The following is a 26,246-nucleotide window of genomic DNA, read 5'->3' on the forward strand; positions in this document are numbered from 1 at the left end:
ACACCGGATTCCGGATACGTCGTGCTCCTGACAAGCGCTCGGGGGGAGTATTGGCGGCCGGGACTGGAGCCGCAAGGGTGCCTTTCGGCCGTGATCCGCGCATAGCTGGTGCCCCGGCGGCCGATGGCCGCCGGGGCTTCGCGGTGCGGTCCCGGCCGGGGCTTCGACGCGTCAACGCGTCGACAAATTCCGCTTCCCCGCTGCCACAGCAAGGGGGAAGGTGTGCACGGCGGGCGGGAACGACCGGCCGCGGGCGGCCGGTCCGTCGGCGATAGTCGCGCTCAGCCCGGACGGCCGGCCGGCCGTCCACGGCAGACGGCCGGGACTGTCCGGGATCCGCCCCTCCGGTGCGTCGGCGAGCCAGTGAGTGCCCGTCAGTGACAGCGGCCCGCGAGGCGCCGGGACTGTCTCCGCACGCCGCACTCGCCACGCCTTCCGATGCCGCTGTGCGTCTTCATCGCTCATAGTGATCAACCTTTCCGGGCGGGTCTGGGGAGCCCGAGGTGCTCGCGCAGCGTCGCACCCTCGTACTCCGTACGGAACGCGCCGCGCTCCTGGAGCAGCGGGACCACCCGGTCGACGAACTCATCCAGCCCGCCCGGGGTCAGATGGGGGACCAGGATGCAGCCGTCCGCCGCGTCAGCCGGCACGAACTCGTCCAGCTCGGCCGCGACCGATTCCGGGGTGCCGATGAAGGACTGCCGCCCGGTCGTCTCGATGACCGTCTGCCGGATGGACAGCCCCTTGGCCTCCGACAGCGCGCCCCATCCGGCGGCGACGGCGCGTGGGTCGGCGATCCGGACCCGGCGATCGACGGTGACGAGAAGTCAGTTCTCAGTAGTCAGTTCCAGTGCCGCGACCGGCAACGTTTGCCGGTCGAGGAGCGTCGTCCGGTGCGTGCGATCGCAAGGCGGCCGGAAGCCCTCGTAGCGGAGCTACTGGGGCTTTGGCCAACGCGGCTCGGGGCACTCCCCCAGCTACCGCTGGGGGTACCCCCCACCCGGCCGAAGGGTGGGGGGCACCACGGCGTCGGCCATCGAGAAGTCGAGGATCAGCCCGCCCGAGATCGGGTGAGCCGCCGGCCCGCGGTCAGCAGTCGCAGGAACAGCAGTCGCAGCAGTCACAGCAGTCGCCGCACCCGTCGCAGCAATCGCAGCAGTCATCGCACTTGTGGCACCAGCCCTCCCGGTCCTCACCGGTCCACGCGTCCTGGTACGGGTCCTTGCAGCACACCTGGCACGTGCAGAACAGCCCCGTCCACACGGCGCACCCGGCGATCAGCCCGCGCCGTCCGCGGTGCGGGGGCTCGGGGGGCGCGCCGCCCGGGCCCGGGCCGCCGGGCCCGGGACCGTACGGGTGAGCGCTCCCGGGCGACTGCTGCGGCGGCCCGCCCGGTATGTGCGAGCAGGTCGCTCCGAAGGCCCGGTCCACCGACCGCTTCAGCTCGTGGGCGAGGAGGACATGGGCGAGCTCACCGGCCCCCTCCTCCGCGAACTCCACCTCGCGCAGCGCGAGCCGTACGCCGTGCACGGCGTCGTCGCACAGCCGCCGCACCTCCGCGAGGCCGGTGCCGGTGGCGGCGATGGGGTTCCAGGCCCCTGACTCGGCGTCATCCGCCAGGTCCTCCACCGCGTCCAGCAGGTGGGCCAGCCGCCCGAACAGCCGGCCCGCCTCCTCCAGGGGCGCGATGTTCCCGGGCCGCCCGGCGAGGACGGCGGTGTGCCCGAAGGCCGCCGCGGTCGCGGTCTCGGTGGGTTCGGTGACCGCCGGCAGGGAGGTCCCGGGGCCGGCCACCGCTTCGATCCCGGTCTGCCGGTCGACCGCTCCGACCAGCACCGCCGTATCGAAGCCGAGGTCCGCACCGGTACGTGCGCCGGCCCGGTCCCAGCCGGCCGCCACGCGCCGGGCAGCCGCTGCGACCGGTCGCCGGCCCAGCAGTCCGTCCCGGTCGGCGACGTGGTCGCGTACCTTCGCCGAGGCCAGCACCAGGGAGACGGTGGCCGCCAGCCGCGCCCCCTCGCCCCGGGCGACCGAGGCGGTACGCATACCGCGCAGCGGGCAGGGCCCGGCGGTGCGCCGCCAGCCGCCCGGGCGCTCCGACTGGGCCTCGGCGAGGACGGAAACGATCAGCCCGTCGTAATTGGTGGCGACCCGGGCGAACTGGCCGTGATCACCCCGCAACGCGAGGCAGAGCCCGCAGAGATGAGCCATCCACTGGGTCCGCAGCCGCTCCGGCAACCGGTGCCGGCACGGCCTCACTATTCCGAACAACGCTCCCCCTGTACACGCGATTCACGGCGCCGGTCATCGTAGCGAGCACGCTGATCACCCGTACGCCCCCCGTATCACCCGTCCGGGGGGGTGGATTTCATCCGGCGCCCCGTCAGCAGCCCTGCACAGCAGGAACTCTGAATCCCCGCCATCCGTTGTGCACCAGTACCGTCACGAAACCCCTGCGCGGGGTCTATTCGCTTGGCGCATCATCAGCATCATGGACGACCATAGGGGAGCGGACAGCACGGACCGCGTGTGAGAGAGGAGGCGTCCATGGGATCGGTGCGAAAGGCGAGTGCCTGGCTGGGCCTCGTCGATGACAACGATGACGACCGCTACTACGACGACGAGTACGCCGAGGGGCCCGAGCCCGGGGACGCCTGGGTGACCGACCCCCGCGTGCGGGTGGCCGACGAGGCGGCGCAGGAGCAGGGCACCCGGATCGCCACGATCACCCCGGACAGCTTCCGGGACGCCCGCGGGATCGGCGAGCTCTTCCGGGACGGCGTCCCGGTGATCGTCAACCTCACCGGCATGGAGCCCTCCGACGCCAAGCGAGTGGTGGACTTCGCGGCCGGGCTGACCTTCGGGCTGCGCGGTTCCATCGAGCGGGTCGCCACCCGGGTCTTCCTGCTCACCCCCGCCGACTACCGGATCGTGAGCGGCGAGGCCGGACGCCCGGCCGACGGATTCTTCAACCAGAGCTGAGGGCAGGGCCGCTCACCGGCCGCTGTTCACCGGAACGCCTCGATTCCGGTGAGCGCCTTGCCCAGCACCAGCTGGTGCATCTCCACGGTGCCCTCGTACGTGAGCACCGACTCCAGATTGGTGGCGTGCCGCATCACGGGGTACTCCAGTGAGATCCCGTTGGCGCCGAGGATCGTCCGGGCCGTGCGGCAGATCTCGATCGCCTCCCGCACGTTGTTGAGCTTGCCGAAGCTGACCTGCTCGGGCCGGAGCCTCCCCGCGTCCATCCGCCGCCCCAGGTGGTGGGCGAGCAGGATGCCCTTGTGCAGTTCGACCGCCATGTCCGCGAGCTTGGCCTGGGTGAGCTGGAAGCCGCCGATCGGCTTGCCGAACTGCTCGCGGGCCTTCGCGTATTCGACCGCCGTTTCGAAGCAGGTGCGCGCAGCGCCCATCGCGCCCCACACGATGCCGTAGCGGGCGTGCGACAGGGCACCCAGCGGTCCGCGCAGGCCGGTGGCTCCGGGGAGGACGGCGTCGGCCGGCAGCCGGACGTCGTCGAGAACGAGCTCGCTGGTGACCGAGGCGCGCAGGGACCACTTGTGCTTGATCTCCGGTGCGGAGAAACCCGGCGCATCGGTGGGGACGACAAAGCCCCGGATTCCTTCGTCGGTACGGGCCCACACCACGGCGACCCCGGCCACCGAACCATTGGTGATCCACATCTTGCGGCCGGTCAGCACCCAGTCCGAGCCGTCGCGCTTGGCGTAGGTGCGCATCCCGGCCGGGTCGGAGCCGTGGTCGGGCTCGGTCAGCCCGAAGCAGCCGATGACCTCACCGGCCGCCATGGGGGGCAGCCACTGCTGCTTCTGCTCCTCCGAGCCGTAGCTGTGGATCGAGTACATCGCGAGGGAGCCCTGCACGGAGACGAGCGAGCGGATACCGGAGTCGGCGGCCTCCAGTTCCAGGCAGGCGAGGCCGTACTGCACGGCGGAGGCGCCCGCGCAGCCGTACCCCTGGAGGGACATGCCGAGGGCGCCCATCGAGCCCAGCTCGCGGGCGAGTTCGCGGATGGCGGGCAGCGCGCCGCGCTCGTACCAGTCGGCGATGTCCGGCAGCACCCGGTCGTCGGCCCACTGCCGCACGGTGGCGCGCAGCGCGAGGTCCTCGTCGTCGAGCAGATCGTCGAGCCCGAGCGGGTCACGGGGGTCGAACGGGGGCAAGGTGCGTGCGGACATGGATCGGCCTCCGGCTCACTGCGGCTCCGCGTACCGGATCACCCCGGCGCGGTGATCATCAGGTACAGCCCGACGCTACGGCCGGTCGGCCCGAGCGTCCAGCCCCGGGCCGTATCGGCCGGATCACTCGGCCGCCGCGCCGTCACCGGGCCGCGTCGACGGAGGCCCCGCCGACACGGGTTCCGGGGACAGGGGTTCCGGGGACGGGGGTACCGGCGACATTCCAGCGACAGGGTTCCTCCGGCGGAACATCCCGAGCTCGGTGCCCTCCCGCCGTCATCCGGCTCTGGCGGCAGAACACCCGGAGCCCGTGGCTCCGGCTCGGCAGGGCCCGAGGGGTGGCACTCCGGTCAGCCGGAGGAATCGGCGCCGACGGTGGCCCGCCCGCGGGCCTGCTGGGGCGGGACGGTGTCCGCGGGGCGGCCGGCGGCGGACCTGCCTGCGGGCCGCTCGTCCGGCTTCACAGCGGTGTCCGGGCACTCTCCGCACTCCATGGCCCGTGGCAGGCGCAGTGCGGCGACCGCGCCGAGCAGCAGCAGGACGGCGCTCGTGACGAGGGTGATGTGCAGCCCGTGGACGAAGGAGTCGCGGGCCGCCTGGCGCAGGGCGCTGCCGGACGGGCCGCCGATGCGCCGGGCCACCTCGTACGCCTCGCCGAGCGAGTGCCCCGCGGCGCGTCCGGTCTCGGACGGCACCCCCGGCACCGAGGAAACCCCGGGCGCGTACGCGGCATTCATGACGCTGCCGAGCAGGGCGATGCCGATTCCGGCGCCGAGCTGGTAGGAGGTCTCACCGATGGCGGCGGCACCGCCCGCCTGGGCCGCGGGGGCATCGCTGAGCATCGACTCGTACGCGCCGAACAGTGTGGTCTCCAGGCCGAAGCCGAGCAGTACGAAGGCCACGGTCAGCAGCCACAGCCGGTCCTGCTGGCCCATCAGGGTCAGCGAGAGCACGGCGCCGGCAGTGACGGTGAAGCCGGCCGCGACCATGGAGCGCGGGCCGAACCGCTGGAGCATGCGGGAGCCGAGGAGCCCGGCGGCCATCGCGGCGAGGGTGAGCGGGACCATGCGCAGCCCGGTCTCGAGCGGGGACATCCCGAGGACCAGCTGGAGGTACTGGGTGGCGATCAGCTGGAGGCCGACCAGCGCGAGCATGGCGAGGACGATGCAGCCCACCGAGGTGCCGAAGGCGGGCCGGGCGAACATCGTCAGATCGACGAGGGGGTGCCTGCGGCGGCGCTGGCGGCGCGCGAAGAGGACGAGCAGCACGGCGCCGACGAGCAGCGGGCCGAGGGTGGCGGGGTGGAACACGGCCTCGCCGCCGCCTGCCCGCTTCACACCCAGGACGACGCCGAAGAGCCCGAACGCGGCCATCAGCGCGCCGAGTACGTCCCACGGGCCCTCGCCGTCCCCGGTCGACTCGGGCAGCAGCCAGCGGCCGACCGGCAGACAGACCGCCATCAGCGGGATGTTGATGAGGAAGACCGAGCCCCACCAGAAGTGCTCGAGGAGGAAGCCCCCGAGCAGCGGCCCAACGGCCGCTCCGACGGCGGCGATCGCGCTCCAGATGCCGATGGCGAGGGCCCGTTCGCGCCGGTCGGGGAAGACCTGGCGGAGGATCGACAGGGTGGCGGGCATGATCATCGCGCCGCCGACCCCGAGCAGGGCGCGGGCGGCGATGAGCACGTGCGGGCTGTCGGCGCAGGCGGCGGCGGCCGAGGCGACGCCGAAGAGGGCGTAGCCGAGCAGCAGGATGCGGCGGCGGCCGACCCGGTCGCCGAGGGTGCCGAAGAGGATGAGGAGGGAGGCGGCGACGAGCGGATAGGCGTCGACGATCCAGAGCAGTTCTATCGCGCCGGGGCGGAGGTCCTCGGTGACGGCGGGAACCGCCACGTGCAGCACGGTCGCGTCGAGCGCGACGAGCAGCAGGCTGACACACAGGACGACGAGCACGGCCCAGCGGTTGGCACCGCCCTCACCCGGGCCGCGCCGATGCCGAGGAACGTCCGCCGCCCGTTGGTCGCGGGGCGTGGTCGTTCCGGACATGTACGCACCTCCCATGTTTGCGCTCGCGGTCGGCGGGCCCGGGACAGGTACTTCGGCCCGGCAGGCCCGGCGGCGAAAGGCGAGTGAGCAGCCAGAGTACGCGAGTCCGGAAGCGGGCAGCGTGGCTCCGCTCACCTTTGTCAACGACGCCACGTGGTCTTCGCCACGCACTTTCGGGCGATCCGCTACGCACGGGTGGCCACAGATGGACACAGTGTGATGGCCGCGGGGGGACCAGACGGCGCCCCCCAGGGCCCCCGGCGGCCGGCCGCGGGGCGATGAGCCAGGTCATGAGCTTGATCACGATCCCGGAGGATGCATACTGCTGGTGCGTCCGCAAAGGGACTCCGCAACTTCCCGGATAATTCCCGGGCAAGTGGAGGTAAACGCACCGGCGAACCGGAAAGAAAACCCCGGTCGATAGTGCGAATTAATTCACGCCGAGGTCACTCCGGTTTTGCCGAATGGACCGGAATGAGGGATTTCCGTGAGACCTACTCCACATCACATCGTCATCACAAAGCCGGTAGTTCGGCCGGGGGCGTCGCTCACCCCCTGTAACGTCGATTGAGTGCGTACCGACCAAATCTTCGCCCGACTGGAGCAGGAGCCGGAGCGACCCAGCAGCCGCGATGTCCCGCGGATGAGCCGAACACGCAAGGTGTTGTTGGGCTCGGCGGCGGCGTTCTACATGGCCTTCGTCGCGGCCGTATTCATGAGTGACCGCCTCATCCGCCTGGACTGGCAGGTGATGCTCTTCCGGCCGTACAAGCAGTGGCCCGACCTCCACGCATTCCTCGACTACTTCGTGGTCCTGGGGCAGCGCGGTCCGACCGCCGTCCTGGTCGCCGCATGGCTGGGCTGGAGGTCCTGGCGGCAGCGCACACTGCGCCCGCTGCTCGCGCTGGGCGCGGCGCTCCTTCTGCTGAACATCACGGTGGGAGCGGTCAAATACGGCCTCGGGAGGCTGGGCCCGCACTACGCGACGACCGTCGGCTCGGCCGAGATGTTCTCCGGCGGCGACATACTCCCTTCGGGTCACACCGCAAATGCCGTGGTGACCTGGGGAATTCTGGCTTATCTGGCCACCACTCCGCGCGCCCGCCGGGTGCTGTCGGTGGTCGCCGCGGTCTTCGCGCTCGGCGTCGGCGCGACCACCGTCTACCTGGGTACGCACTGGGTCAGCGATGTACTGCTCGGCTGGGCGGCGGGCCTGCTGGTCCTGCTGATGCTGCCCTGGTTCGAGCCCGCCATCGCCTGGGCCGAGTACTGGATCCTCACCACCCGGGACCGGCTCCGCGAGGGCCGCGGGCTCGCCCCGCTGCCGCTTCCGCCGACGGCGGCTCCCCCGCCGCTGGTCCTCCCACGCAGCGCCTTGGCGGAGGACGAGGCCGGCGTGCTCGAGCCCGTCGGTGCGGGCGGTGGACGCGCGGGCTCCCCGAGCGCACGGAACCCCGATCCGCGGCCCCATTATCCGGCGAGGCCGCACACCACACGGTCCGAGCGCACGCCGGTCACGCCGACCGGCAGCCGCCGACCACCGCACTCGGACCGCACGCCGCACACGGACCGTGCGCCGCGCACCGCTCCGCTGGGCCAGGCCGGCCAGCGGGGACGTACCGGCGGCTGATCCCGCAGGCAGCGGGGGAAGCGGTACGCACAGCCTCTCCCCCGCACCACAGCGGCCCCGGCGCTCCTGCTCGAGCGCGGGGCCGTTGTCCTGTCCACGGCGCGTGGCGCGGCGTGGAGCGCCGGTCCCGGGGCCCTCAGCGGCCAGCCGCCGGCGAAGTACGCCGGCTCTCGGCCGAAGCCGCCGGGGCGGGCCGCCAGAGCGGGGCCGTCAGCCCTTCCAGCAGCGCACGACCTCGCCGTCCTTCACCGCCAGATTGATACGGCCCGACATGTACTCCATGGTGATGATCGCGTCCGGGGGAAGCACGCGAATGGTGCTCCAGCCGTGCTGCCGGGCCCGTTCCTCGGCGGCCACACCATCGAGTCCGACATAGGCCTCGAGGTCGTCGGCCGCCGGTTCCGGGGGAATCGAAGAGTCGTTCATGACAACCACCGTAGGCCCCTGCCGTGACCGGTGGAAGGCACGGCCGTGCCACCGGCCGATCTACGGATCGTCACGCTTGTGTCACAAGCCGACCCGGCCCGTTCACCCCCTCCGGGGTCACTCGTACGTGCCTTCCTGCGCCTTCTGGAGCGCCCTGAAAAACGGCTGAATTGCGTTTCTGACACCGCATCGAATTACTGCGGAAATAGGCGGCCCCACATGGTCGGCGAGGGAATTCCCCACCCTCTCGTACCGCATGTTTGTCCTGGCCGGATTGTGGTACTCCACGCCGGGCCTGCGCCGCCATGTCCGAGCGCCGGGAACAGTCATGGCAGACAAAATCCGAAAACCCCTGACAAGAGTGCGGCAACAACGGTCCGCAGGGTCGGGACATCCTGCACAAAGCCGGTATTCGGCGCCCGTCCCACCCGCCTTCGCTGTCCTGGCCCCGTACCCCGGTTCGAACGCGCGGAAGAGGGCTGGATCTTGGCGGCGCCCTCTCGCGCTGGCCGGTGATGGAGCGAGCATCATGACCGGTGCTCCGCTGCGGCGCGCTGCCATGGGAACCCGGCGAATCGGGCATAGCGTTCCCGTGGAGCACCAGCCCGAGAGCCTGCACTGCGATGCGCGAGGGGGCGTAGATGAGTACCCGGGCCGCGGAGGCGAGCGCCGAACCCGTACCGGTGAGGACACCGGGGCAGGTCGTGGTCGACTGGCTGACCACCACCGACCACAAGAAGATCGGGCACCTCTACCTGATCACCTCGTTCGGGTTCTTCCTGGCGGCCGGAGTGATGGCGCTGCTGCTGCGCGCCGAACTGGCCCGGCCAGGGATGCAGGTGATGTCGAACGAGCAGTACAACCAGACCTTCACCCTGCACGGCACGATCATGCTCCTGCTGTTCGCGACGCCGACCTTCGCCGGGTTCGCCAACGAGATCATGCCCTTGCAGATCGGCTCCCCCGATGTGGCCTTCCCGCGGCTGAACATGCTGTCCTACTGGCTGTTCCTCTTCGGCGGACTGATCGTGCTCGGCAGTCTGATGGTTCCGGACGGGGCCGCGGACTTCGGCTGGACGGCGTACGCCCCACTCAACGGCCTGGAGCGGTCACCGGGCATCGGCGCCGACATGTGGATCATGGGACTGGCGCTGGCCGGCTTCGGCACGATCCTCGGAGCGGTCAACTTCATCACCACCATCATCTGCATGCGCGCCCCCGGTATGACGATGTTCCGGATGCCGATCTTCACCTGGAACATCCTCTTCACCTCGATCCTGGTGCTGATGGCCTTCCCGGTACTGGCGGCCGCGCTGCTCTGTCTGGAGGCGGACCGGCGCTTCGGTTCGATGGTGTTCCAGCCGGAGTTCGGCGGGGCGCTGCTGTGGCAGCACCTGTTCTGGTTCTTCGGCCATCCCGAGGTCTACATCATCGCGCTGCCCTTCTTCGGCATCATCACTGAGATCCTGCCGGTGTTCTCCCGGAAGCCGCTCTTCGGCTATGTCACCCTGGTCGGCGCGACCATGGCGATCACCGGTCTTTCGGTGGTGGTGTGGGCGCACCACATGTTCGCCACGGGCGCGGTGCTGCTGCCGTTCTTCTCCCTGCTGTCGTTCCTGATCGCCGTACCGACCGGTGTGAAGTTCTTCAACTGGTCCGGGACGATGCTGCGCGGCTCGCTGTCCTTCGAGACGCCGATGCTGTGGGCGGTCGGCTTCCTGGTGACCTTCCTGTTCGGCGGCCTGACCGGGGTGATCCTGGCTTCTCCCCCGCTGGACTTCCACGTCACGGACACGTACTTCGTCGTCGCCCATTTCCACTACGTCGTCTTCGGTACGGTCGTTTTCGCGATGTTCGCGGGCTTTTACTTCTGGTGGCCGAAGTTCACCGGGACGGTGCTGGACGAGCGGTTGGGGAAGATCCACTTCTGGACTCTGTTCATCGGCTTCCACACCACCTTCCTGGTGCAGCACTGGCTGGGCGCGGAGGGGATGCCGCGGCGGTACGCCGACTACCTGGCGGCCGACGGGTTCACCGCCCTCAACACCGTCTCGTCGATCGGGGCATTCCTGCTCGGTCTGTCCACGCTGCCGTTCGTCTACAACATCTGGAAGACGGCGAAGGAGGCCACGAAGGTGACCGTGGACGATCCCTGGGGCTACGGCCGTTCGCTGGAGTGGGCGACCTCCTGCCCGCCGCCACGGCACAACTTCGTGACCCTGCCGCGGATCCGCTCCGAGGCGCCCGCCTTTGATCTGCACCACCCGGAGGTGTCGGCGCTGGAACCGGAGCCGCCCGGCCGGGAGGAGAAGATCGCCGAGTGGGAGGAGTGAGTCTCCCCGCGCGGTCAACACCCTGGCCGTAACGCCGTAACGCCGTTACGGGTTCGGGCGGGTCCCGAGTCCCCCGCGCGGTCAGCGCCCGGTTCCGGACGTACCCTCCACGGCCCGGGAGAGCCGTCCGGCCATCTCTCCGATGCGGTCGTTCAGTTCGGCCGGTTCACGTACCTCGAAGTCGAAGCCCAACAGCAGGATATGGATGACCAGCACATCGAGGGACTGCGCCCCGGTACGCAGCAGACAGCTGTGCTCGTCGACCGCCTCCAGCACCCCGTCCGACGGAGAGATCCGCCGTGCGGCCTCCTCCGCGGACACATGCAGCAGGACGACCGCCTTGGCCGCGTAGACCGTGGTGGACACGCCGCGCGAGACATACGCCGCGAGGTCCTCGGCCGGCGGCTTGCGCGGCTCGAAGCGCGGACCGTGCGGCGGCCTGGGCGTGATCCGGTCCGCGCGGAAGGTACGCCAGTCCTCCCGGTCCACATCCCAGGCGACGAGATACCAGCGGCGTTCGGTGAAGACCAGCCGGTGCGGCTCGGCGACCCGCCGCGTCGCCGCCCCGGCGTGGTCGCGGTACTCGAAGCGCAGCTGCTCACGGTCCCGGCAGGCGTGTACCAGCTCGGTCAGCGTGCCGGCCTCGACGGTCGGTCCGCGGTGCCCGCCGAGCATCGGCACGGTGAAGGAGTTCAGCGCCTCTACGCGCCGCCGCAGCCGGGACGGGAGCACCTGCTCCAGCTTGGCCAGCGCCTGTACGGAGGTCTCCTCGATGCCCTCGATCCCGCCGCCGGCCGCCGTGCGCAGGCCGACCGCCACCGCGACGGCCTCCTCGTCGTCCAGCAGCAGCGGCGGGAGCGCGGCCCCCGCACCGAGTTGATAGCCGCCGCCTGTACCGGGGCTGGCATGCACGGGGTAGCCCAGCTCACGCAGCCGGTCCACGTCCCGGCGTACGGTCCTGGGGGTCACCCCGAGACGGTCGGCGAGGTCCGCACCGGACCATTCGCGGTGGGCCTGCAGTAGGGAGAGCAGGCGGAGCAGCCGTGCCGAAGTCTCCAACATGGTTCGAGTCTGCCCGCGCATGAGGACACGTGCTGTCCGCAAGGTGCGGGCCGCCGAATTCCCCCAGCACGCAGAACCTGGGCGGGGGCAGCGGGCGGCCGGGCAGTGGTGGGCCGGCCAAGCCGGACCGCCGGCCCCCCGGCGGCCCGCCCGCTTCAAGGAGCGCTCAAGGCCTGTGGTCGTCACCGGTCCCGGGCGACACACCTAGCCCGCCGGATCGATCCGGACGGCCAGGTCGTTGTCCTTCGTGTAGTACGGGCCGACCTCGGCGGGCCCGTACGGGGTGGAAAGCGCCTGTCCCGGGTAGCTGAAGATGTGTTTCCTGTCCGGCACGTCGTCCAGGATCCGGGCGATGCGCGCGGTCTCCGCTCCGGCGGCCGGACGCAGCCACAGGTCCCACGGCTCGCGGACGCCCTGCCAGTTCTCCGCGAGCTCCTTGTAGGAGAGCGTGAAGGCGAAATGCCGGTCAGCGCCCCCGGAGCGGGCCGCGCCCTCGACGGACACAGGCATCGTCAGGGCTTGGGACGGGTCACGGCGGCAGCGCGCCTCGACCGTCGCATCCGGTCCCGCCTGCGCTCCGTACAGCCGCCCCTGCACGGTCATCGTCCCGTCCGACAGCCGGATTTCACCCGCCTCGGCGTGCGGTGCGCGCAGCCAGCTGCGCACCGAGAGATTGCCGTGCTTGGTCGCGTACGGGATGCGGACGGCCACCGATGAGCGGTCGACGTCGGGGCGGCGGTCGACGAGCGAGCGGAGGTCCAGGAGGCCGGGCGCGAGGCGCTCGCCCTCGGGACTGCCACCCATCGCTGTGCAGACGTCCCACCGGCCCTCGGGCAGCGTGACGGTGCTCGGCAGCACGGCCCGCAGCCGGCCGTCGCCCGCGTGCACGAGCGGCAGCCGTACCTCCTCCACGGCGGCGGTGTCGCCGCTGCGCCGGCGCAGAAGCAGTGCGGCGTCCCAGGTGTCCGGGGCGCCGGGCGGCCCGGCGTCGGGGAGGTCGAAGGTGAGGCCGCCGGCGGAATCCGCGATGCAGTCGGCGCTGGGGTCCCCCATGCCGGAGGCCAGGGGAGGGACGGACACGGCAGGGAGCTCCTCGGGGGTTCCGGGCTGGGGCGATGCGGACCGGTCGGCGACGGTGCGGAGGGGGAGTTCGGCGGAGGTGGTCATGCGGTGCGACCCTTTCGCAGACCTCCGCGGCTCGCGTCCCGGACGGCGTACGCGCCGCCCAGCAGCGCGCCACGGGTGCGGTGCAGCGAGCCGCGCAGCCGGGCCCGCGCGCTGCCGCGGCCCGCGCGGGCGACCAGGTCGGAGAAGAGCGACTCATAGCGCCCGGCGACCTGCGACGGGTCGAAGCGGGTGGCGCCCGCGAGGGCGGCACGGCCCATCCGCTGCCGCTTCTCATCGTTGTTGATCAGCTCCAGCAGGGCGCCGGCCACGGCGTCGGCGTTGCGCGGCGGCACCAACAGGCCGTCCACGCCGTTGTCGATGATCTCGCCGGGCCCGTGCGGGCAGTCGGTGGAGACGACCGGGAGGCCGCAGCGCATGGCCTCCACAATGGTCATGCCGAAGGATTCGAGGCTGGAGGTGACCGCGGCGATCGAGCCCTTGGCCCACTCCGGCTCGATGGGGTTGGCGGGCCCCATGAGGAACACATGGTTGTAGAGGCCCAGTCCGTCGATCTGACGGCGCAGCTTGTCCTTCTCCGCGCCGCCGCCGTAGATCCGCAGCCGCCAGTCAGGGCGCTGCTCGACCACGGTGGCGAAGGCCCGGATGAGCAGGTCGTAGCGCTTGACCTTGGCAAGCCGGCCGGCCGCGACGACCCACTTGCCGGTGCCGTCGGCGGGGTCGATGCCGGGCGCGGGCACGCTGTTGGGCACCGCCTCGACCCGTACGCCGGGCAGCCGCAGCTTGCCTCGGTAGGCGGTGGCGTCGGCCTCGGTGACGGTGGTGACGGCGTCCAGCCGGGGGTAGAGCCCGCGCAACTCCTTGCGCAGCTCCGCCGAGTGGCTGTCGAGGGTGAGGTGCTCCTGGCCCACCCGCACCGGGCCGCGCCGGGCCTGCCGGGCGATGTGCACATTGATGCCGGGCCGGGTACCGACGACGACATCGGCGTCCACCGTGCGCAGATGACGGGCGATCCGCTCGTCGGTCAGCTCGCTGTACTGCTTATAGCGGCCCTCGGCCTCCGGGAAGACCCGGGCCGGCCGGCGGTGGGCCGGGGAATCGCCGTCGTACGTGGGGGCATCCTTGCGGATGTCGACGAGGTGGCTCAGCCGCACGTTCGGTCCGGTCTCGAAGACCGGCTGGTCACGGTGGCGGAACACCGAGACGATCTCCACATCGTGTTGCTCCGCAAGCGTTCGGGCGAGGTTGTAGGTCGTACGGATCGTCCCGCCGATCCCGTACGCGTTGTGAATCAGGAATGAGATGTGCATCCGTCCCCGTATCCCACGGTTCCCCGCGGACGTCCGTCTCGTCCGCCTAACGAAGGGTTAGACCGTGTCAGCCGCTTCAGGGTTGGTCTCTATCACCGTCTTGTTCCAGAAGAGATATGACATCGGTAGCAAAGATCGGGAACTCGTTCGCTTGCCCGCACATCAGGGGGTGTAAGGCAGCTGTGGCACGGTGAAGCAGTTGTCCGTCATTTCACCACCCTGAGTGACCCAGCCCCCGTCGCCACTCCGTGCGTCGTCACTCCAACGAGCGACGGACAAACAGCTCCGCCGGGCCTTCGGGGGCTCCTTCGACGCCTGATACGTCACCGGCAGCAACAGCCCGCGCGCGGTGTACGGCTCACTGCGCGTCATAAAGCGCTCGACGCACGCGCGCGTGAGCCGGCTGCCACAGGACGTGGCGGCGTCCGTGAACCACATCGCGGCCGCCCACCCCTCCAACTCCCACTGGGACAACGTCTCTGCACCCGGCTGTCCTCGCATCCCCGCGCGAAACACCCGTACGGCGGGGTGGCCGGTGTCGTCGTAGTTTCGGCTGGATCCTGTCGCCCAGAGTGCGTTGCGGCAGCCCTTCGCGTGCTGGTAGTCCTCGGGCACCGCGTCGGACCAGTTCTGCACATTGGTGACCTTGGCGGTCACCTTCACCCCGGCGGCGTCCATCGCTTCACAGAGCCGGGAGTTGCCGTTGGTGTCCATCGCGTCGAACACGAGGTCGACGCCCTGGGACCGCAGATCGGCCGCCACCGCCTGGAAGTTGGGCAGGGCGAAGTCGACCTCTTCGGTGACGACACGGTAGCCCTCGGCCTTCAGACCGCGGGTGATGAGGCGGGCGTACGCGGCCGAGGCAGCCTGGTTGTACGAGACGACGGCGGCGCTGCGGGCCCCTTGCTCGCGCTTGAAGAAGCGGTAGATCTCAGTTCCGCCGTAGAGGGTCCCGTTCCAGCCGGGCTTGCCGCCGGTGCGGGGCGCCTGGCTGCCGTAGATTCCGTAGAGGTGCGGGTAGGTGTCGTACGCGGGGCCGACGGGCTGTCCACCGACGTCGGGCACTCCCGCCTCGCTGACCCGGGGCGCACCCGCGTAGTCCAGCGCTGTAGTGGCGACCAGCGCGAACACCTTGTCCTCGTCGAGAAGCCGGTGCACACATTCGTTGTTGCCGACTCCGCTGCCGCCGTCGTCGCAGGTGACGATCTGGACCGGACGGCCCCTGATCCCGCCCCGGGCGTTGAGAGCGGCGAAGTAGGCCTTGGCACCGTCGCGCGGGCCGGTGAAGGTGGCGCCGCCGACCGGGCTGGTGGCGCTGGTGATGATGCCGATCCTGATGGGCTCGCCGCGCGCCGGCTCCGGCGTCGCGGGCCGGCTGTTCCCGCGCGGTGGGCGGTTCTCGAACTCGCTCTCCGGCAGGCGGCTGCCACAGGCGGCACTCACCAGGAGCAGTACCGCCAGCAGCGCCGCCAGGAGCCCAGCCGTCCAGGCATGCTCAGCAGCCCGGGGCCTTGACGTCATTGCCGCTCATCTGCACCAGGGCGCACAGAGCCTTCACGGAGACCTTCCACACCTTGTTCTGCTCGACGGAGGTGCCGGAGGCGTTCGGCAGCGCGGTTGCGCCCCGGAGGGTGAGGGTGTAGGTCACGTCGGCGGAGGTCGCCGAGGTGAAGCTGACCTTGGTGACCTTCGCCGCGACCTGCCGGGCACGCGCGTCGCCGTTGAAGGCCTGGAGAAGCGGCCCCAACTGATCACCGTTCTCGAGGAGTTTCGTTTTCTCGTCGTTCGGCACGGACGGGTCGAAGAACTTCTCCCAGTTCTGTTTGACCTGCTTCTCGGCCGCCGCGGGATCGGCCGGCTGGTCCGCCCGCGTGGTCGTGGTCGTCGGTGACGGCTTCTCCGTACCCCCGCCGTCGTCCCCGCAGCCGGCCGCCGCAGCCCCCACGAACAGGACTCCGGCCGCTGCCCATGCCACTGCCCCCGCGCGTCTGCCAGTGACCATCCGGCTCACCACCAGGTGTAGTCGCGCCAATGCTGATCGATGCTTTCAGGGTGTGACTCCACAGGGCATAGTGCAACTCATCGCATGACATGACGAGACATGTGCACGGTGATACGCACAGATATGTGCGCGCGACGGGCGCAGCCATCGGCGACCTCAAGGGGGCCGGATGCGGACAGCTCGACAGCATCCCTGGGCCAGAGCCCTCCTGCACTGGGCCGGCTGGCTGGCGCTCGCGGGCGGAGCGGTGCTGTGCGCGATCGGCTGGTACGGGGTGTCCGGCGAGCGCTTCGTCGAGCGGCAGATCCCGTATCTGGCGTCCTGCACCGTGCCGGGCGCGGCGCTGATCGTGGCGGGCGCCGTCCTGTTGGCCCGCGGCGAGCAGGGGCTCGCGGCTGAACGGGTGGAGGAGCTGCACCGGCTCCTCGTCTCGTACGGGGAGGCCCCCGGCTCGGGCGGCGACGACGGTACGGAGCCGGGATCGGCCGCCGGTGACCGGGCTGCGCAGGGCGTGCGGGGCGAGGCGCCGGCACCCCCGGCACCCGGGGCTCCGGCGACCGCGGGGCCGGTAACGGGGGAACTGGGCGGCCTCGGACCCTCCGAGGGCGGGGGCGGGGGCGAGGATGCGGCGATGGGCTCTGCTCCCGGCCGGGAAGCGGTCCAGGAGGCGGCCTCGCCGACCGGGCAGCCGGAAGGGCTCGCGGGCGGGCGGGAGCCCGCACTGTTCGCGGTCCCCGGCGGTACCTTGCTGCACCGCTCCGACTGCCCGCTCGTCGCGGGCAAGCCGCAGGCGTTTCCTGTCGCGGAGTCCAACCGCCGCGTGTTGGGGCTCGTCCCCTGCCCGGTGTGCGAACCGGAGGTCACCCACGGCACTGAGGGGTCGGCCGGCCCACGACCGGAGTCAGGGCCACCGCCTCGGTCCGCGGAGGACCCGGGCCACGAGCCCGGGTCGGGAACAGAGACAGGGGACGAGGACGCGGCCGGTGCCGGGGCCGCGGTGGAAGGCGCGCCGGGCGACCGACCCGCACCCGACACCGGCCGGCCCGACAAGGGCTCCGAGACGCGCCGCCAGGCAGGGCAGGAGCCGGGGAGGGAGCCCGGCACACAGTCGGATGCCCCGCCAGAAGCGGGGCCCCGGCCCGGAACACAGGACGCCACCGGGTCCGGCCCCGAATCCGGGACCGGAAACCGGCCGCAGGGCGGAACCACGTCCGGGACCGGACCGCAGAACGAAAACCGTCCGAGGTTCGAACTCGGTCCCGAACCGGGGTCCGGAAGCGGACCCGAGGGCGGATCCGGGTCCGGGAGCGGACACCAGGGCGCGAGTCCACCTCAGGCAGAGCCCCGAACCCCGCCGGAGGCGTGACCATGGCGGCGCTCGGCTATGAGCTCACCCTCGCCGGGATCGCCGTCGGCAGTGCCGCCGCGCTCACCGGCATCGGGCTCATCGTCACCTACCGGGCCACCGGCGTGCTCAACCTGGCGCACGGCGCCGTCGCCATGGTCACGGCGTACGTCATGCGGCAGTTCGCCGTCGAATGGCAGTGGCCGCTCGCCGTGGCCGCAGTCGTGAGCCTGCTGGTGATCGCGCCCGGAATCGGACTGCTGCTGGAGCTCGCGGTCTTCCGCCCGCTCTCCCGTTCCCGCGATCTCATCGGCGCCGGCGCGGCTCGGACCCTGGTCGCCTCGCTCGGTGTGTTCGTCCTCCTGGTCGGCGCGGCCACCCTGCTCTGGGGCCCGGGAGCGCAGGCCGACGCCCCTGTGCTGCTCCCCGAGGACCCCTGGGTCCAGCTCGGCACGGTCCTCGCCCTGGCCGCGGCAGTCGGCGTGGTGACCCGCTGGACACCCTTCGGGCGGGAGCTGCGGGCCGTCGTCGACAACCGGCGGCTGGCCGTGCTCGGCGGCGTCGACGCCGACCGGGTGGCCGCGGCGGGCTGGGCGTTCGGCTCGTTCACCGCGGGACTGACGGGCGTACTGCTCGCCCCGTATCTGCGGCTCGACCCGTACGGACTGCCGCTCCTGGTCATGGAGGTCATGGCCGTCGCGGTCGCGGCTGCGATGCGGAGCCTGCCGGTGGCGATCGGGGTGGCACTCGCGATCGGCATCGCACAGAGCCAGATGACCCGGCTGCACCCGGAAGGCTGGGCGGAATCGCTGGTCCAGGCGGTCGGTGCGAACCTCTTCGTCGTCGCCCTGCTGGTCGCGGCTCTGGTGCTGCCCGGGATCGGCGCGGGCCAAGGCTCCCCGGCCGAAGCGGAATCCGCTGTCCCGGCGGACCACCGCGGGGGCCGGCACCGTGTCGGGGCGTGGCTCGTCTGCGGAGTGCTGTTCCTGCTGCCGCTCGGCCTCGCGGGACGAGACCTGCAGACCTCGGTTCAGGTGCCGGCGCTGGGCGTCGTCCTGCTGTCGCTGGTCGTCGTCACCGGTATGGGTGGCCAGATCTCCCTCGGCCAGGCCGCGTACGCCGGACTGGGGGCGCTGTTCACCGCGCTGCTCGCGGCCGGGCGGTTCCCCGGTCTGCCCGAGCTCCCCGAACTCCCCGCCCTGGCGGCGGCGGTGGCCCTGGTGGCTCCGCTCGGTCTGCTGACCGGGTGGCCCGCGATTCGCCGGCACGGGCTGGCACTGGCACTGGCCACCCTGGCCATCGGGGTCGCGGTCAGCCGCTTCGTGTTCGCACAGCCGTACGCCACGGCAGGGCTCGGCCTCGACCGGCCGGCGGGGTTCGGCGGTGACCGCGCGTACTACCTCCTGGAACTCGCGCTGCTGGGGGGCGCGCTGGCTGCCGTCGCTGCGCTGCGCCGGGGGCGGGAGGGCCGGGCCCTGGCCGCGATGCGCGACCACGAGCCGGGCGCGGCCGCGGCGGGAGTGCCGGTGCCGGAGCTGAAACTGGGGGCGTTCGTGGCGGGTGCGGCCCTCGCGGCACTCGGCGGCGGAATGCTGGGCATGGGCACACAGGCCTTCGACGCGGCGGCGTACGACCCGGTGCGCGGTCTGCTGTGGTTCGCGGCCGTGGTGGTGCTCGGGGCGGACAGCCTGCTGGGGGCGATGGCCGCGGCGGTACTCCTCGTGGGGCTCGACGCGGGGGCGCGGGGCGGTGTCTCGGCGGCGGTGATCGGCGTGCTGGCGGTGCTTCTGGGGCGTTTCCCCGACGGCCTACCGGGAGCGGTCCGCTCCGCGACGCGCGCGTTCCACGGCCGAGGGCACGCCCGGCTGACCCCGCTGGGCGTACGGGTCGCTGCCTCGCTCCGTCCCGCCGACGGGCACCGTGCCGGGCTGCGGAAGGACGTCCGGCACCTGGCCGAGCACACCCCTCGCCCCCTGCGGCCGCATCCCACCGGGCCCCCGGCGGCGGGGTCTTCGGCATCGGGAGAGCAGCCACGCCCCGGACGGCCCGCCGAACACCCGGTCGAACGTGGCGAACCCGCCGCGTCCCGGAGCGCCACAGCCGCCGGGCTCGTCAAGGCAGGCCTGCACAGCCACTTCCCCGGCACGGGCCGCAGTTCGGGCGGCGGCGCTGCCGTGCCGTCCTCCGGACAGGGCCGGGCGGCCGGACTGCCGCCCCGCGCCGGGCGGCTCACCGCCCGCGGGGTGCGGGTGACGTACGGGAGTTTCGTCGCACTGGACGGAGTGGATCTTGTCGTCGCGCCTGGCCGGGTGACCGCGCTCATCGGACCCAACGGAGCCGGCAAAAGCACCCTCTTCCACTGTCTCTGCGGTACTCTGCGCCCGCGTTCCGGGCTGATCGCGCTCGACGGGCGGGACATCACCCGCCGGCCCGACCACTCCCGTACCCGCCTCGGCATCTCCCGCACCTTCCAGCAGCTCGCCGTCTTCCCCTCCCTCACCGTCGCCGAGAATGTCCGGATCGGCGCCGAGCAGGGCCGGGTGCGCGACCCCGCGGCCGTAGAGCCGGTGCTCCGGCTGCTCGGACTCGACGGGCCCGTTCGGGACGTGCCCGCGGCCGGGCTGTCCACGGGCACCCTGCGCCGGGTCGAGCTGGGCCGTGCTCTGGCCGGCGGTCCGCGCACCCTGCTGCTCGACGAACCCGCCGCCGGGCTCGACACGGCCGAGATCGCCGCGCTGGCCCGCGTGCTGAAGGCACTGGCCGCCGACGGGATGGCGCTGCTGGTCGTCGAGCACGATCTGGACCTGGTGGGCGGTCTTGCCGACACCGTGTACGCGATGGCGGCGGGCAGGATCGTCGCCTCGGGGCCCGCGGCACGGGTCCTGGCGGAGGCGGCGCCATGACCGTGGAGATCGCCCTGCGCCACGCGCGCGTGCGCTACGGCCCGTTGGAGGCCGTGCACGGCGTGGACCTGGTGGTACCGGCCGGCCGGCTGACCGTGCTTCTCGGCCGCAACGGCGCCGGGCGTACGACCGTTCTGCGGGCCCTGGCTGGCACGGTCCCGCTGGCGGCGGGCAGGGTGGAGTGGCGGAACGAGGACGTGACCCGGCTGCCCGCGCACGCCCGGGCACGCCGCGGACTGGCGTTCGTACCCGACCAGCGCGCCGTGTTCGCCTCCCTCACCGTCGCGGAGAATCTCGCGCTGGCCACCCGTGCCGCCACGGACGAGGGATCGGACGGGGACGGGGACACGGCAGCCGACCGGGCGACGGCGGCCTACCCGGCGCTGAGCCCGCTCCTCGCCCGGCGTGCGGGCACCCTGTCGGGAGGCGAGCAGCGCATGCTCGCGGTGTCACGGGCGCTGCTCTCCCCCGCGCGGCTGCTGCTGCTGGACGAGCCGGCGCAGGGCATGTCGCCCGCCACGGCAGCCCGTACGTACGCGCTGCTCGGCCGGGCGACGGCCGAGCAGCACCGCACGGTGGTCGTGGCCGAACAGGCGCTGTCACCCGCGCTGGGCGACGTAGCGACGGTGGTGCATGTGCTGCGCCGGGGGGCGGTCGTGTTCAGCGGCGAACCTTCGGAGCTGCGACCACCGCCGGACGACGGGCGGGAGCCTTCCGGCCCGGCAGCCGGAGCGCCGTTCCGACTCTGAGCCGGTCCGGGTTACGGCCGACTCTGTCGGCGTTGGCTCTGTAGAGCGCCTGCCATCCGCCACGCACCTTGTAGCGCCGGGCGATCGAGGCCAGCGTGTCCCCGGGCCGTACGCGGTGGACACGGCCGGCCGGGAGAGTGCGCAGGGAGCAGACGGGCCACGCCTGCCAGCCCTGGGTGCGCTGCACGGCTCTGGCCACCGTGATCTGTTCCTTGCGGGTGGCGAGGTCGGCGCGCCTGGCGTACGCGAGGCCGCCGAACGCCTCCCAGGTGGACTGCGAGAACTGCAGTCCGCCGTAGTAACCGTTGCCGGTGTTGGCGCGCCAGCGCCCGCTGCTCTCGCAGTGCGCGAGGCGGTCCCAGAGCGCCCGGTCCTCCGCACCGGCCGGTGCGGCGGCGGCGCTGCGGACTGCGGACGGCTCGGCGTGCGCGCCTTCGGGCGCCAGCGCCAGGAGCGCGGTGAGGGTGACGACGACAGGCCTGGTGACACGTAGGTGTGACATCGGCACACGCTAGGCACGTGATCTCCCGGAGCCCGGGGAGCCGCGCCCCGGTCGGGGGGCGGCCCCACCCGGTCGGACGATCGGATGACCGGATGGGGCTGCGGATTTCGCTGCGATCCTCTACGGGATCGGACCGCGGATTTCGCCGCTGTCCCGTACGGGATCAGACCGCGAGCCGCTGACCGGGCAGGATGAGGTTCGGATCGCTGCCGATCACGGCCCCGTTGGCCGCGTGTACGGCGCGCCAGGTCGTGCCGTGAGCCGCTGCGATGGCGCCGAGGGTGTCACCCCGCTTGACGGTGTAGTTCCCTCGGACGTGGCCGCGGTCCGAGTGTTCCGGGGCGCGGACGGGTGCCTGACGGGTCTCGTCGGCCCCGGTACGGGTCTGCGCACCGCTCCGGGTCTCCGGCGCGGCCGGGGCAGGCGCGGCGGGCGCCTGCGCGGCCGCGGGTGCGCTGCCGGACGCGCCGGCGCGGGCCCCGCAGGTGGGCCAGGCGCCCCAGCCCTGGGCGGCCTGGACCTTCGTGGCGACGGCGATCTGCTGGGCCCGGCCGGCCCGGTCGGCGGTCGGGGCGTAGGCCGTGCCGCCGTACGCCCGCCAGGTGCCGGCGGAGAACTGCAGCCCGCCGTAGTAGCCGTTCCCGGTGTTGATGTGCCAGTTTCCGCCGCTCTCGCACTGTGCGATGCGGTCCCACACTCCTCCCCCGGCTGCCGCCGGGGGCGTCCCCACAGCCGCGCCGGCCTGGCCGGCGGTGGCGAGCAGTGCCAGCGGGGCGGCGAACAGGGCGGCCCCGGCGAGCGCTGCTGTCTTGCGACGACGTATGGACATGTATTCCCTCTCCACGAACCCGGGTTCCCCCGGGCGGTGCGGCCACTGGACGCGTCGGACGCCGTTGGGCCGCTCCACCCCGCCCGCCGATGGGGGGTGCTGCGGTGGTGCGTGGTCGGTGGTGCGGTCGGCGGGTGTTCCCGGGCGGTGCTCGTTGCACACGGCGGGGAATCTATGGAGCCCCGCACCCCGGACTCAACCAACTCCCCGTCGTGCCAGGCCAGTTGAGGGTTACCCAGGGTATTGGCGGTCTTCCGCCACCCACTTGATCGGTAGATTTCAGGATGTATCCAGCCGTTGTTCCGGCGGCGTGTGGCTCACCTCACCTCCATCAACCTCCATGCTCTAACCAGGGGTTGACATGGAGTGAGGCATTCCGTCCCCGACTTCACCCTCCGCGCTCGATGCTGCGATTCCGCCGCCACGCACGCGTGACTCCGGCCACAGATCACCCGTTGTCCTCTTATGAGCCGGGTCCGCCCGGCGCCCACCCCCGAACCGAGGAGCCCTCCAGTGCCGCGCATGCTCGACGTCAGCGATGACGTACGCGCCGAGATCGGCGACGAAGAAGCCGACCGGCTGATCGCGGGCGACAACGCCCCGGGCAGCTACGACTGCACCTCCTGCCGGACCCCTGGCGACACCGAGCAGGAGCGCACCAGCACGGTGCTGTTCGTCGGTGACGAGACCGCGGTGCTCGCCTTCGCCCACGCCTCCTGCATCCCCTCCCAGGTCGTCGCGGTCTCGGAGGAGCAGCTCCAGGGCGCCGTGCGGAGCATCACCGGCGACGCGGACGCCGACCTCGACGCCGGATCGGCTCCCCCGATCGCGGTGCCCGCCGATCTCGAGGCCGATTCGCGCCTGGCTGTGATCGGCGCGACCAGCGGTCTCGTACTGATCAAGGGCGAGCTGCACCCCGCGCTCGTCGTGGAGCCCACCGGCCCGATCGCCCGGCCCGGCACAGACGGCCCCGGTGACGAGTTCCTGCCGCTGCTCATCGAGCACGGCTTCACGCCCGTCAACGACGTCGAACAGATCCCCGATCAGCTGCCCGGCTGGTCCGTACTGCTCGCCATGGGCCAGCTGCACGCGATCCTGCAGCCCGGCACCGGCGGCGGCCGGCCGGTGGCGTGGTGGCAGGCCCACCAGCCGCTGACCGTGACCGACGGCTGGCGGCGGGCCGCGAACAAGTCCTCCAAGGTCCTGGTCTTCGCCGCCCCGGTGGGCTCGATCGGCCAGCAGCCGCGCGAGGACCTGCTGCGCGCCGCCCTGGACAAGGCCTCCGCCCGCCGCGAGCTCGTCGCCGCGCTCCTGCCGCTGGCGGGCACGTGACCCGGAGCACCTCCGGCGCCCCGGGGACCGCGGCCCACATCGCGGCCTGGGCCGCCGCCCTGCGGGGCGCGCACAGCGGGTCGGCGCACGGCTCGTCCGGGGGTCGGCACGCTGCCGGCGGTCCCGCTGTGCGTGGCGGCTCCGCCACCGGGCCCGTCGTGTACAGGACCGGCTCCGCCGCCGAGCCGGTGCTGTACTCCGGCTCGGGGTCCGGCTCCGGGCCCGGACCCGCCCCGCAAACAGGCTCAGCCGCCGGGTCCTACAACACGCCCCGAACAGGGGTTTTCACTCCGCGCCCGCATCCGTCGGGCGCCGAGGTCGTTGGCAGATACGTGCACGCATACGACCCCTCGCCCCGGACCCCGTACCCGAGCCACATCCCCGGAATGCGCCCCTCGCATGACGGCCCGGTCAGCAGCAGCAATCAGTCGGCCACGCCGATCTATGACGCGCTGTACGCCGAGTACCGCCGGTCGTTCCGGGCGCTGCCCGGCGACCGCTCCGGCGAGGAGGATCTCGGGTTCGTGGCCTTCGGCAACAGCCGCGATCACCGCAGCTCGTGGGAGCGTGTCCGGTCCTGGGAAACGACCGGGCGCCAGCAGCGGGCACTCCCGCCGGCACTGCCGCCCGCCCAGCGGGACAACCGGAGGCACGGTTTGTAGGGCCTCCCCCGCCCCGCTCCCGCCGCTGCACCGCTGAGACAGCCACGGCGGATCTTCGCGAGCTGCGGACATCAGCGGCTCAGCCGCGGAGTCCGCGGCTGCCGTGCAGGGCTTCCCCGTCGCACGGCACAGGGGAACCCCTGAGGGGAATCCGGGGGTCCTTGCCCGCGGCGCGCCCGGACGATTCGACCAACGTGAAGGGCGAGCCCTCCGGGCCGGACTCCGAAGGCTGAGTCTGAGGGGTTCGGGGCCCGGGGGCTCCTCAGGACCCGGGTCCTGAGGCCGCGTGCCGCGCCCCCGGACAGGTCCGGTCCCTGCCGCCGCTGCTACTTCTTACGGCCGCGCTTCTCGCGCACGCGTACCGAGATGTGGATCGGAGTGCCCTCGAAGCTGAACTCCTCGCGCAGCCTCCGCTCGATGAAGCGGCGGTATCCCGCTTCCAGGAAGCCCGAGGCGAAGAGAACGAACCGCGGCGGCTTGATCCCGGCCTGGGTGCCGAAGAGGATGCGGGGCTGCTTACCGCCACGGACGGGGTGCGGGTGCGAGGCGACGATCTCCCCGAGGAAGGCGTTGAGACGCCCGGTCGGTACGCGTGTCTCCCACCCGGCGAGGGCGGTCTCGATCGCCGGGACCAGCTTCTCCATGTGCCGGCCCGTACGCGCCGAGACGTTGACCCGCGGCGCCCACTGGATCTGCGCGAGCTCCGTCTCGATCTCGCGCTCGAGGTAGTAGCGGCGCTCCTCCTCGAGGGTGTCCCACTTGTTGTACGCGATGACCAGCGCGCGTCCCGCCTCGACTGCCATCGTGATGATCCGCTGGTCCTGGACGCTGATGGTCTCGCTCGCGTCGATCAGGACCACCGCGACCTCGGCCTTCTCCACCGCGGCGGCGGTACGCAGCGAGGCGTAGTAGTCCGCGCCCTCCTGGAGGTGCACGCGGCGCCGGATACCGGCCGTGTCCACGAATTTCCAGGTGACACCGCCGAGCTTGATCAGCTCATCGACCGGGTCACGGGTGGTGCCTGCCAGCTCGTCGACGACGACCCGGTTCTCGCCCGCGACCTTGTTGAGCAGGGACGACTTGCCGACATTCGGGCGGCCGATCAGGGCGACCCGGCGCGGCCCGCCGAGGGCGTTGCCGAAGGTCTGGGCGGGCGCGGTGGGCAGCGCCTCGAGCACGGCGTCGAGCATGTCGCCCGTACCGCGGCCGTGCAGCGCCGAGATCGGGTGCGGCTGGCCGAGGCCGAGTGACCACAGCATCGCGGCGTCGGCCTCGGCGTTCGGGCCGTCGACCTTGTTGGCGCAGAGCACCACGGGCTTGCCGGCCCGGCGCAGCAGCTTGACGACCGCCTCGTCGGTGTCGGTGGCGCCGACCTGGGCGTCCACCACGAAGACCACCGCGTCGGCGGCCTCGATGGCGAACTCGGCCTGGGCGGCGACGGACGCGTCGATGCCCAGCACATCCTGCTCCCAGCCGCCGGTGTCGACGACCTTGAAGCGGCGGCCGGCCCACTCGGCCTCGTACGTCACCCGGTCCCGGGTCACGCCGGGCTTGTCCTCGACGACGGCCTCGCGGCGGCCGATGATCCTGTTCACCAGGGTCGACTTGCCGACATTCGGGCGGCCGACGACAGCGAGTACGGGCAGCGGACCGTGCCCGGCGGCGGCGAGTTCGCTGCCGACCTCGTCCGGGTCGAAGCCCTCCTGCGCGGCGAGCTCCATGAACTCCGCGTACTCGGCGTCGCCAAGCTCACCGTGCTCGTCGCCGGTGTGGATCTGGTCGTTCATGAAGTCTG

Annotated in this window: 19 protein-coding genes and 2 pseudogenes; 8 read left to right on the forward strand and 13 right to left on the reverse strand. The window is 72.0% G+C overall.

Going from position 1 to position 26,246, the window contains the following annotated elements; translation table 11 throughout:
• Window positions 1-470: 470 nt before the first annotated feature.
• Together ABZW18_RS07780 and ABZW18_RS07785 are read right to left on the reverse strand one after the other, a co-directional pair.
• Window positions 471-806: pseudogene (locus ABZW18_RS07780) on the reverse strand (F420-dependent methylene-tetrahydromethanopterin reductase); the annotation flags it as partial.
• A 283-nt stretch (window positions 807-1,089) separates the two neighbouring features.
• A complete protein-coding gene (locus ABZW18_RS07785) occupies window positions 1,090-2,271 on the reverse strand; it encodes a DUF5685 family protein (protein ID WP_356183585.1) in 1,182 nt (393 codons plus the stop codon).
• Window positions 2,272-2,547: 276 nt separating this feature from the next.
• Here ABZW18_RS07785 and sepF point away from each other — a divergent pair, with 276 nt between their 5' ends.
• Window positions 2,548-2,982 (forward strand): cell division protein SepF, encoded by a 435-nt coding sequence (gene sepF / locus ABZW18_RS07790; RefSeq protein ID WP_356183588.1) that lies wholly within the window; start codon window positions 2,548-2,550, stop codon window positions 2,980-2,982.
• Window positions 2,983-3,008: 26 nt separating this feature from the next.
• Here the strand turns inward: sepF and ABZW18_RS07795 are convergent, their stop codons facing one another.
• Together ABZW18_RS07795 and ABZW18_RS07800 are read right to left on the reverse strand one after the other, a co-directional pair.
• A complete protein-coding gene (locus ABZW18_RS07795; protein ID WP_356183590.1) occupies window positions 3,009-4,196 on the reverse strand; it encodes an acyl-CoA dehydrogenase family protein in 1,188 nt (395 codons plus the stop codon).
• Between the two features lie 350 nt (window positions 4,197-4,546).
• Window positions 4,547-6,241 (reverse strand): MFS transporter, encoded by a 1,695-nt coding sequence (locus ABZW18_RS07800; protein ID WP_356183592.1) that lies wholly within the window; start codon window positions 6,239-6,241, stop codon window positions 4,547-4,549.
• 571 nt (window positions 6,242-6,812) lie between these two features.
• Here ABZW18_RS07800 and ABZW18_RS07805 point away from each other — a divergent pair.
• Window positions 6,813-7,871 carry a phosphatase PAP2 family protein gene (locus tag ABZW18_RS07805; protein WP_356183595.1) on the forward strand — a complete coding sequence of 353 codons (1,059 nt, stop codon included), beginning with the start codon at window positions 6,813-6,815 and terminating at the stop codon, window positions 7,869-7,871.
• A gap of 210 nt (window positions 7,872-8,081) precedes the next feature.
• Here the strand turns inward: ABZW18_RS07805 and ABZW18_RS07810 are convergent, their stop codons facing one another.
• Window positions 8,082-8,297 carry an I78 family peptidase inhibitor gene (locus ABZW18_RS07810; RefSeq protein ID WP_356183597.1) on the reverse strand — a complete coding sequence of 72 codons (216 nt, stop codon included), beginning with the start codon at window positions 8,295-8,297 and terminating at the stop codon, window positions 8,082-8,084.
• A 641-nt stretch (window positions 8,298-8,938) separates the two neighbouring features.
• On the opposite strand from ABZW18_RS07810, the gene ctaD reads away from it, so the two are divergent.
• Window positions 8,939-10,630, forward strand: coding sequence for a cytochrome c oxidase subunit I (ctaD, locus tag ABZW18_RS07815; RefSeq protein WP_356183599.1), 1,692 nt, complete (start codon window positions 8,939-8,941; stop codon window positions 10,628-10,630).
• Between the two features lie 81 nt (window positions 10,631-10,711).
• On the opposite strand, the gene ABZW18_RS07820 is transcribed toward ctaD, so the two are convergent.
• The 5 genes from ABZW18_RS07820 to ABZW18_RS07840 form a co-directional block, all read right to left on the reverse strand.
• Window positions 10,712-11,692 carry a YafY family protein gene (locus tag ABZW18_RS07820; RefSeq protein WP_356183601.1) on the reverse strand — a complete coding sequence of 327 codons (981 nt, stop codon included), beginning with the start codon at window positions 11,690-11,692 and terminating at the stop codon, window positions 10,712-10,714.
• A 204-nt stretch (window positions 11,693-11,896) separates the two neighbouring features.
• Window positions 11,897-12,859 carry a hypothetical protein gene (locus ABZW18_RS07825; protein ID WP_356183604.1) on the reverse strand — a complete coding sequence of 321 codons (963 nt, stop codon included), beginning with the start codon at window positions 12,857-12,859 and terminating at the stop codon, window positions 11,897-11,899.
• Window positions 12,856-14,127 carry a glycosyltransferase family 4 protein gene (locus tag ABZW18_RS07830; protein WP_356183607.1) on the reverse strand — a complete coding sequence of 424 codons (1,272 nt, stop codon included), beginning with the start codon at window positions 14,125-14,127 and terminating at the stop codon, window positions 12,856-12,858. The genes ABZW18_RS07825 and ABZW18_RS07830 overlap by 4 nt, the downstream gene beginning before the upstream one ends.
• 162 nt (window positions 14,128-14,289) lie before the next feature.
• The gene (locus ABZW18_RS07835; protein ID WP_356183610.1) at window positions 14,290-15,648 is read right to left on the reverse strand and encodes an ABC transporter substrate-binding protein; all 1,359 of its coding nucleotides are present in this window, start codon (window positions 15,646-15,648) and stop codon (window positions 14,290-14,292) included.
• On the reverse strand, window positions 15,623-16,129 hold the full coding sequence (locus tag ABZW18_RS07840) for a hypothetical protein (RefSeq protein WP_356183613.1): 507 nt from the start codon (window positions 16,127-16,129) through the stop codon (window positions 15,623-15,625). The genes ABZW18_RS07835 and ABZW18_RS07840 overlap by 26 nt, the downstream gene beginning before the upstream one ends.
• Before the next feature lie 169 nt (window positions 16,130-16,298).
• Between ABZW18_RS07840 and ABZW18_RS07845 the strand changes: the two are divergent.
• From ABZW18_RS07845 to ABZW18_RS07855, 3 genes and pseudogenes are all read left to right on the forward strand, one after another.
• Window positions 16,299-16,562, forward strand: a pseudogene (locus ABZW18_RS07845) (hypothetical protein); the annotation flags it as partial.
• 935 nt (window positions 16,563-17,497) lie between these two features.
• Window positions 17,498-20,377, forward strand: coding sequence for an ATP-binding cassette domain-containing protein (locus ABZW18_RS07850; protein ID WP_356183701.1), 2,880 nt, complete (start codon window positions 17,498-17,500; stop codon window positions 20,375-20,377).
• Window positions 20,374-21,126 carry an ATP-binding cassette domain-containing protein gene (locus tag ABZW18_RS07855; protein WP_356183616.1) on the forward strand — a complete coding sequence of 251 codons (753 nt, stop codon included), beginning with the start codon at window positions 20,374-20,376 and terminating at the stop codon, window positions 21,124-21,126. Before ABZW18_RS07850 ends, ABZW18_RS07855 begins: the two co-directional genes overlap by 4 nt.
• Here ABZW18_RS07855 and ABZW18_RS07860 read toward each other — a convergent pair.
• Entirely contained in the window at window positions 21,038-21,628 is a 591-nt protein-coding gene (locus ABZW18_RS07860) for a transglycosylase family protein (RefSeq protein ID WP_356183618.1), read from the reverse strand. The two genes, ABZW18_RS07855 and ABZW18_RS07860, sit on opposite strands and share 89 nt — an antisense overlap.
• Window positions 21,629-21,791: 163 nt before the next feature.
• Complete coding sequence (locus ABZW18_RS07865; RefSeq protein WP_356183621.1) at window positions 21,792-22,457, reverse strand: transglycosylase family protein; 666 nt, start codon at window positions 22,455-22,457, stop codon at window positions 21,792-21,794.
• A gap of 513 nt (window positions 22,458-22,970) precedes the next feature.
• On the opposite strand from ABZW18_RS07865, the gene ABZW18_RS07870 reads away from it, so the two are divergent.
• Together ABZW18_RS07870 and ABZW18_RS07875 are read left to right on the forward strand one after the other, a co-directional pair.
• On the forward strand, window positions 22,971-23,789 hold the full coding sequence (locus ABZW18_RS07870; protein ID WP_356183624.1) for a hypothetical protein: 819 nt from the start codon (window positions 22,971-22,973) through the stop codon (window positions 23,787-23,789).
• Between the two features lie 332 nt (window positions 23,790-24,121).
• Window positions 24,122-24,451, forward strand: a complete 330-nt coding sequence (locus tag ABZW18_RS07875) for a hypothetical protein (RefSeq protein WP_356183626.1) — start codon at window positions 24,122-24,124, stop codon at window positions 24,449-24,451.
• A 326-nt stretch (window positions 24,452-24,777) separates the two neighbouring features.
• On the opposite strand, the gene der is transcribed toward ABZW18_RS07875, so the two are convergent.
• Window positions 24,778-26,238, reverse strand: a complete 1,461-nt coding sequence (gene der / locus ABZW18_RS07880; protein ID WP_356183628.1) for a ribosome biogenesis GTPase Der — start codon at window positions 26,236-26,238, stop codon at window positions 24,778-24,780.
• Window positions 26,239-26,246: the final 8 nt, after the last annotated feature.

It is taken from the genome of Streptomyces sp. NPDC004647 (assembly GCF_040609575.1).
Classification (GTDB): domain Bacteria; phylum Actinomycetota; class Actinomycetes; order Streptomycetales; family Streptomycetaceae; genus Streptomyces.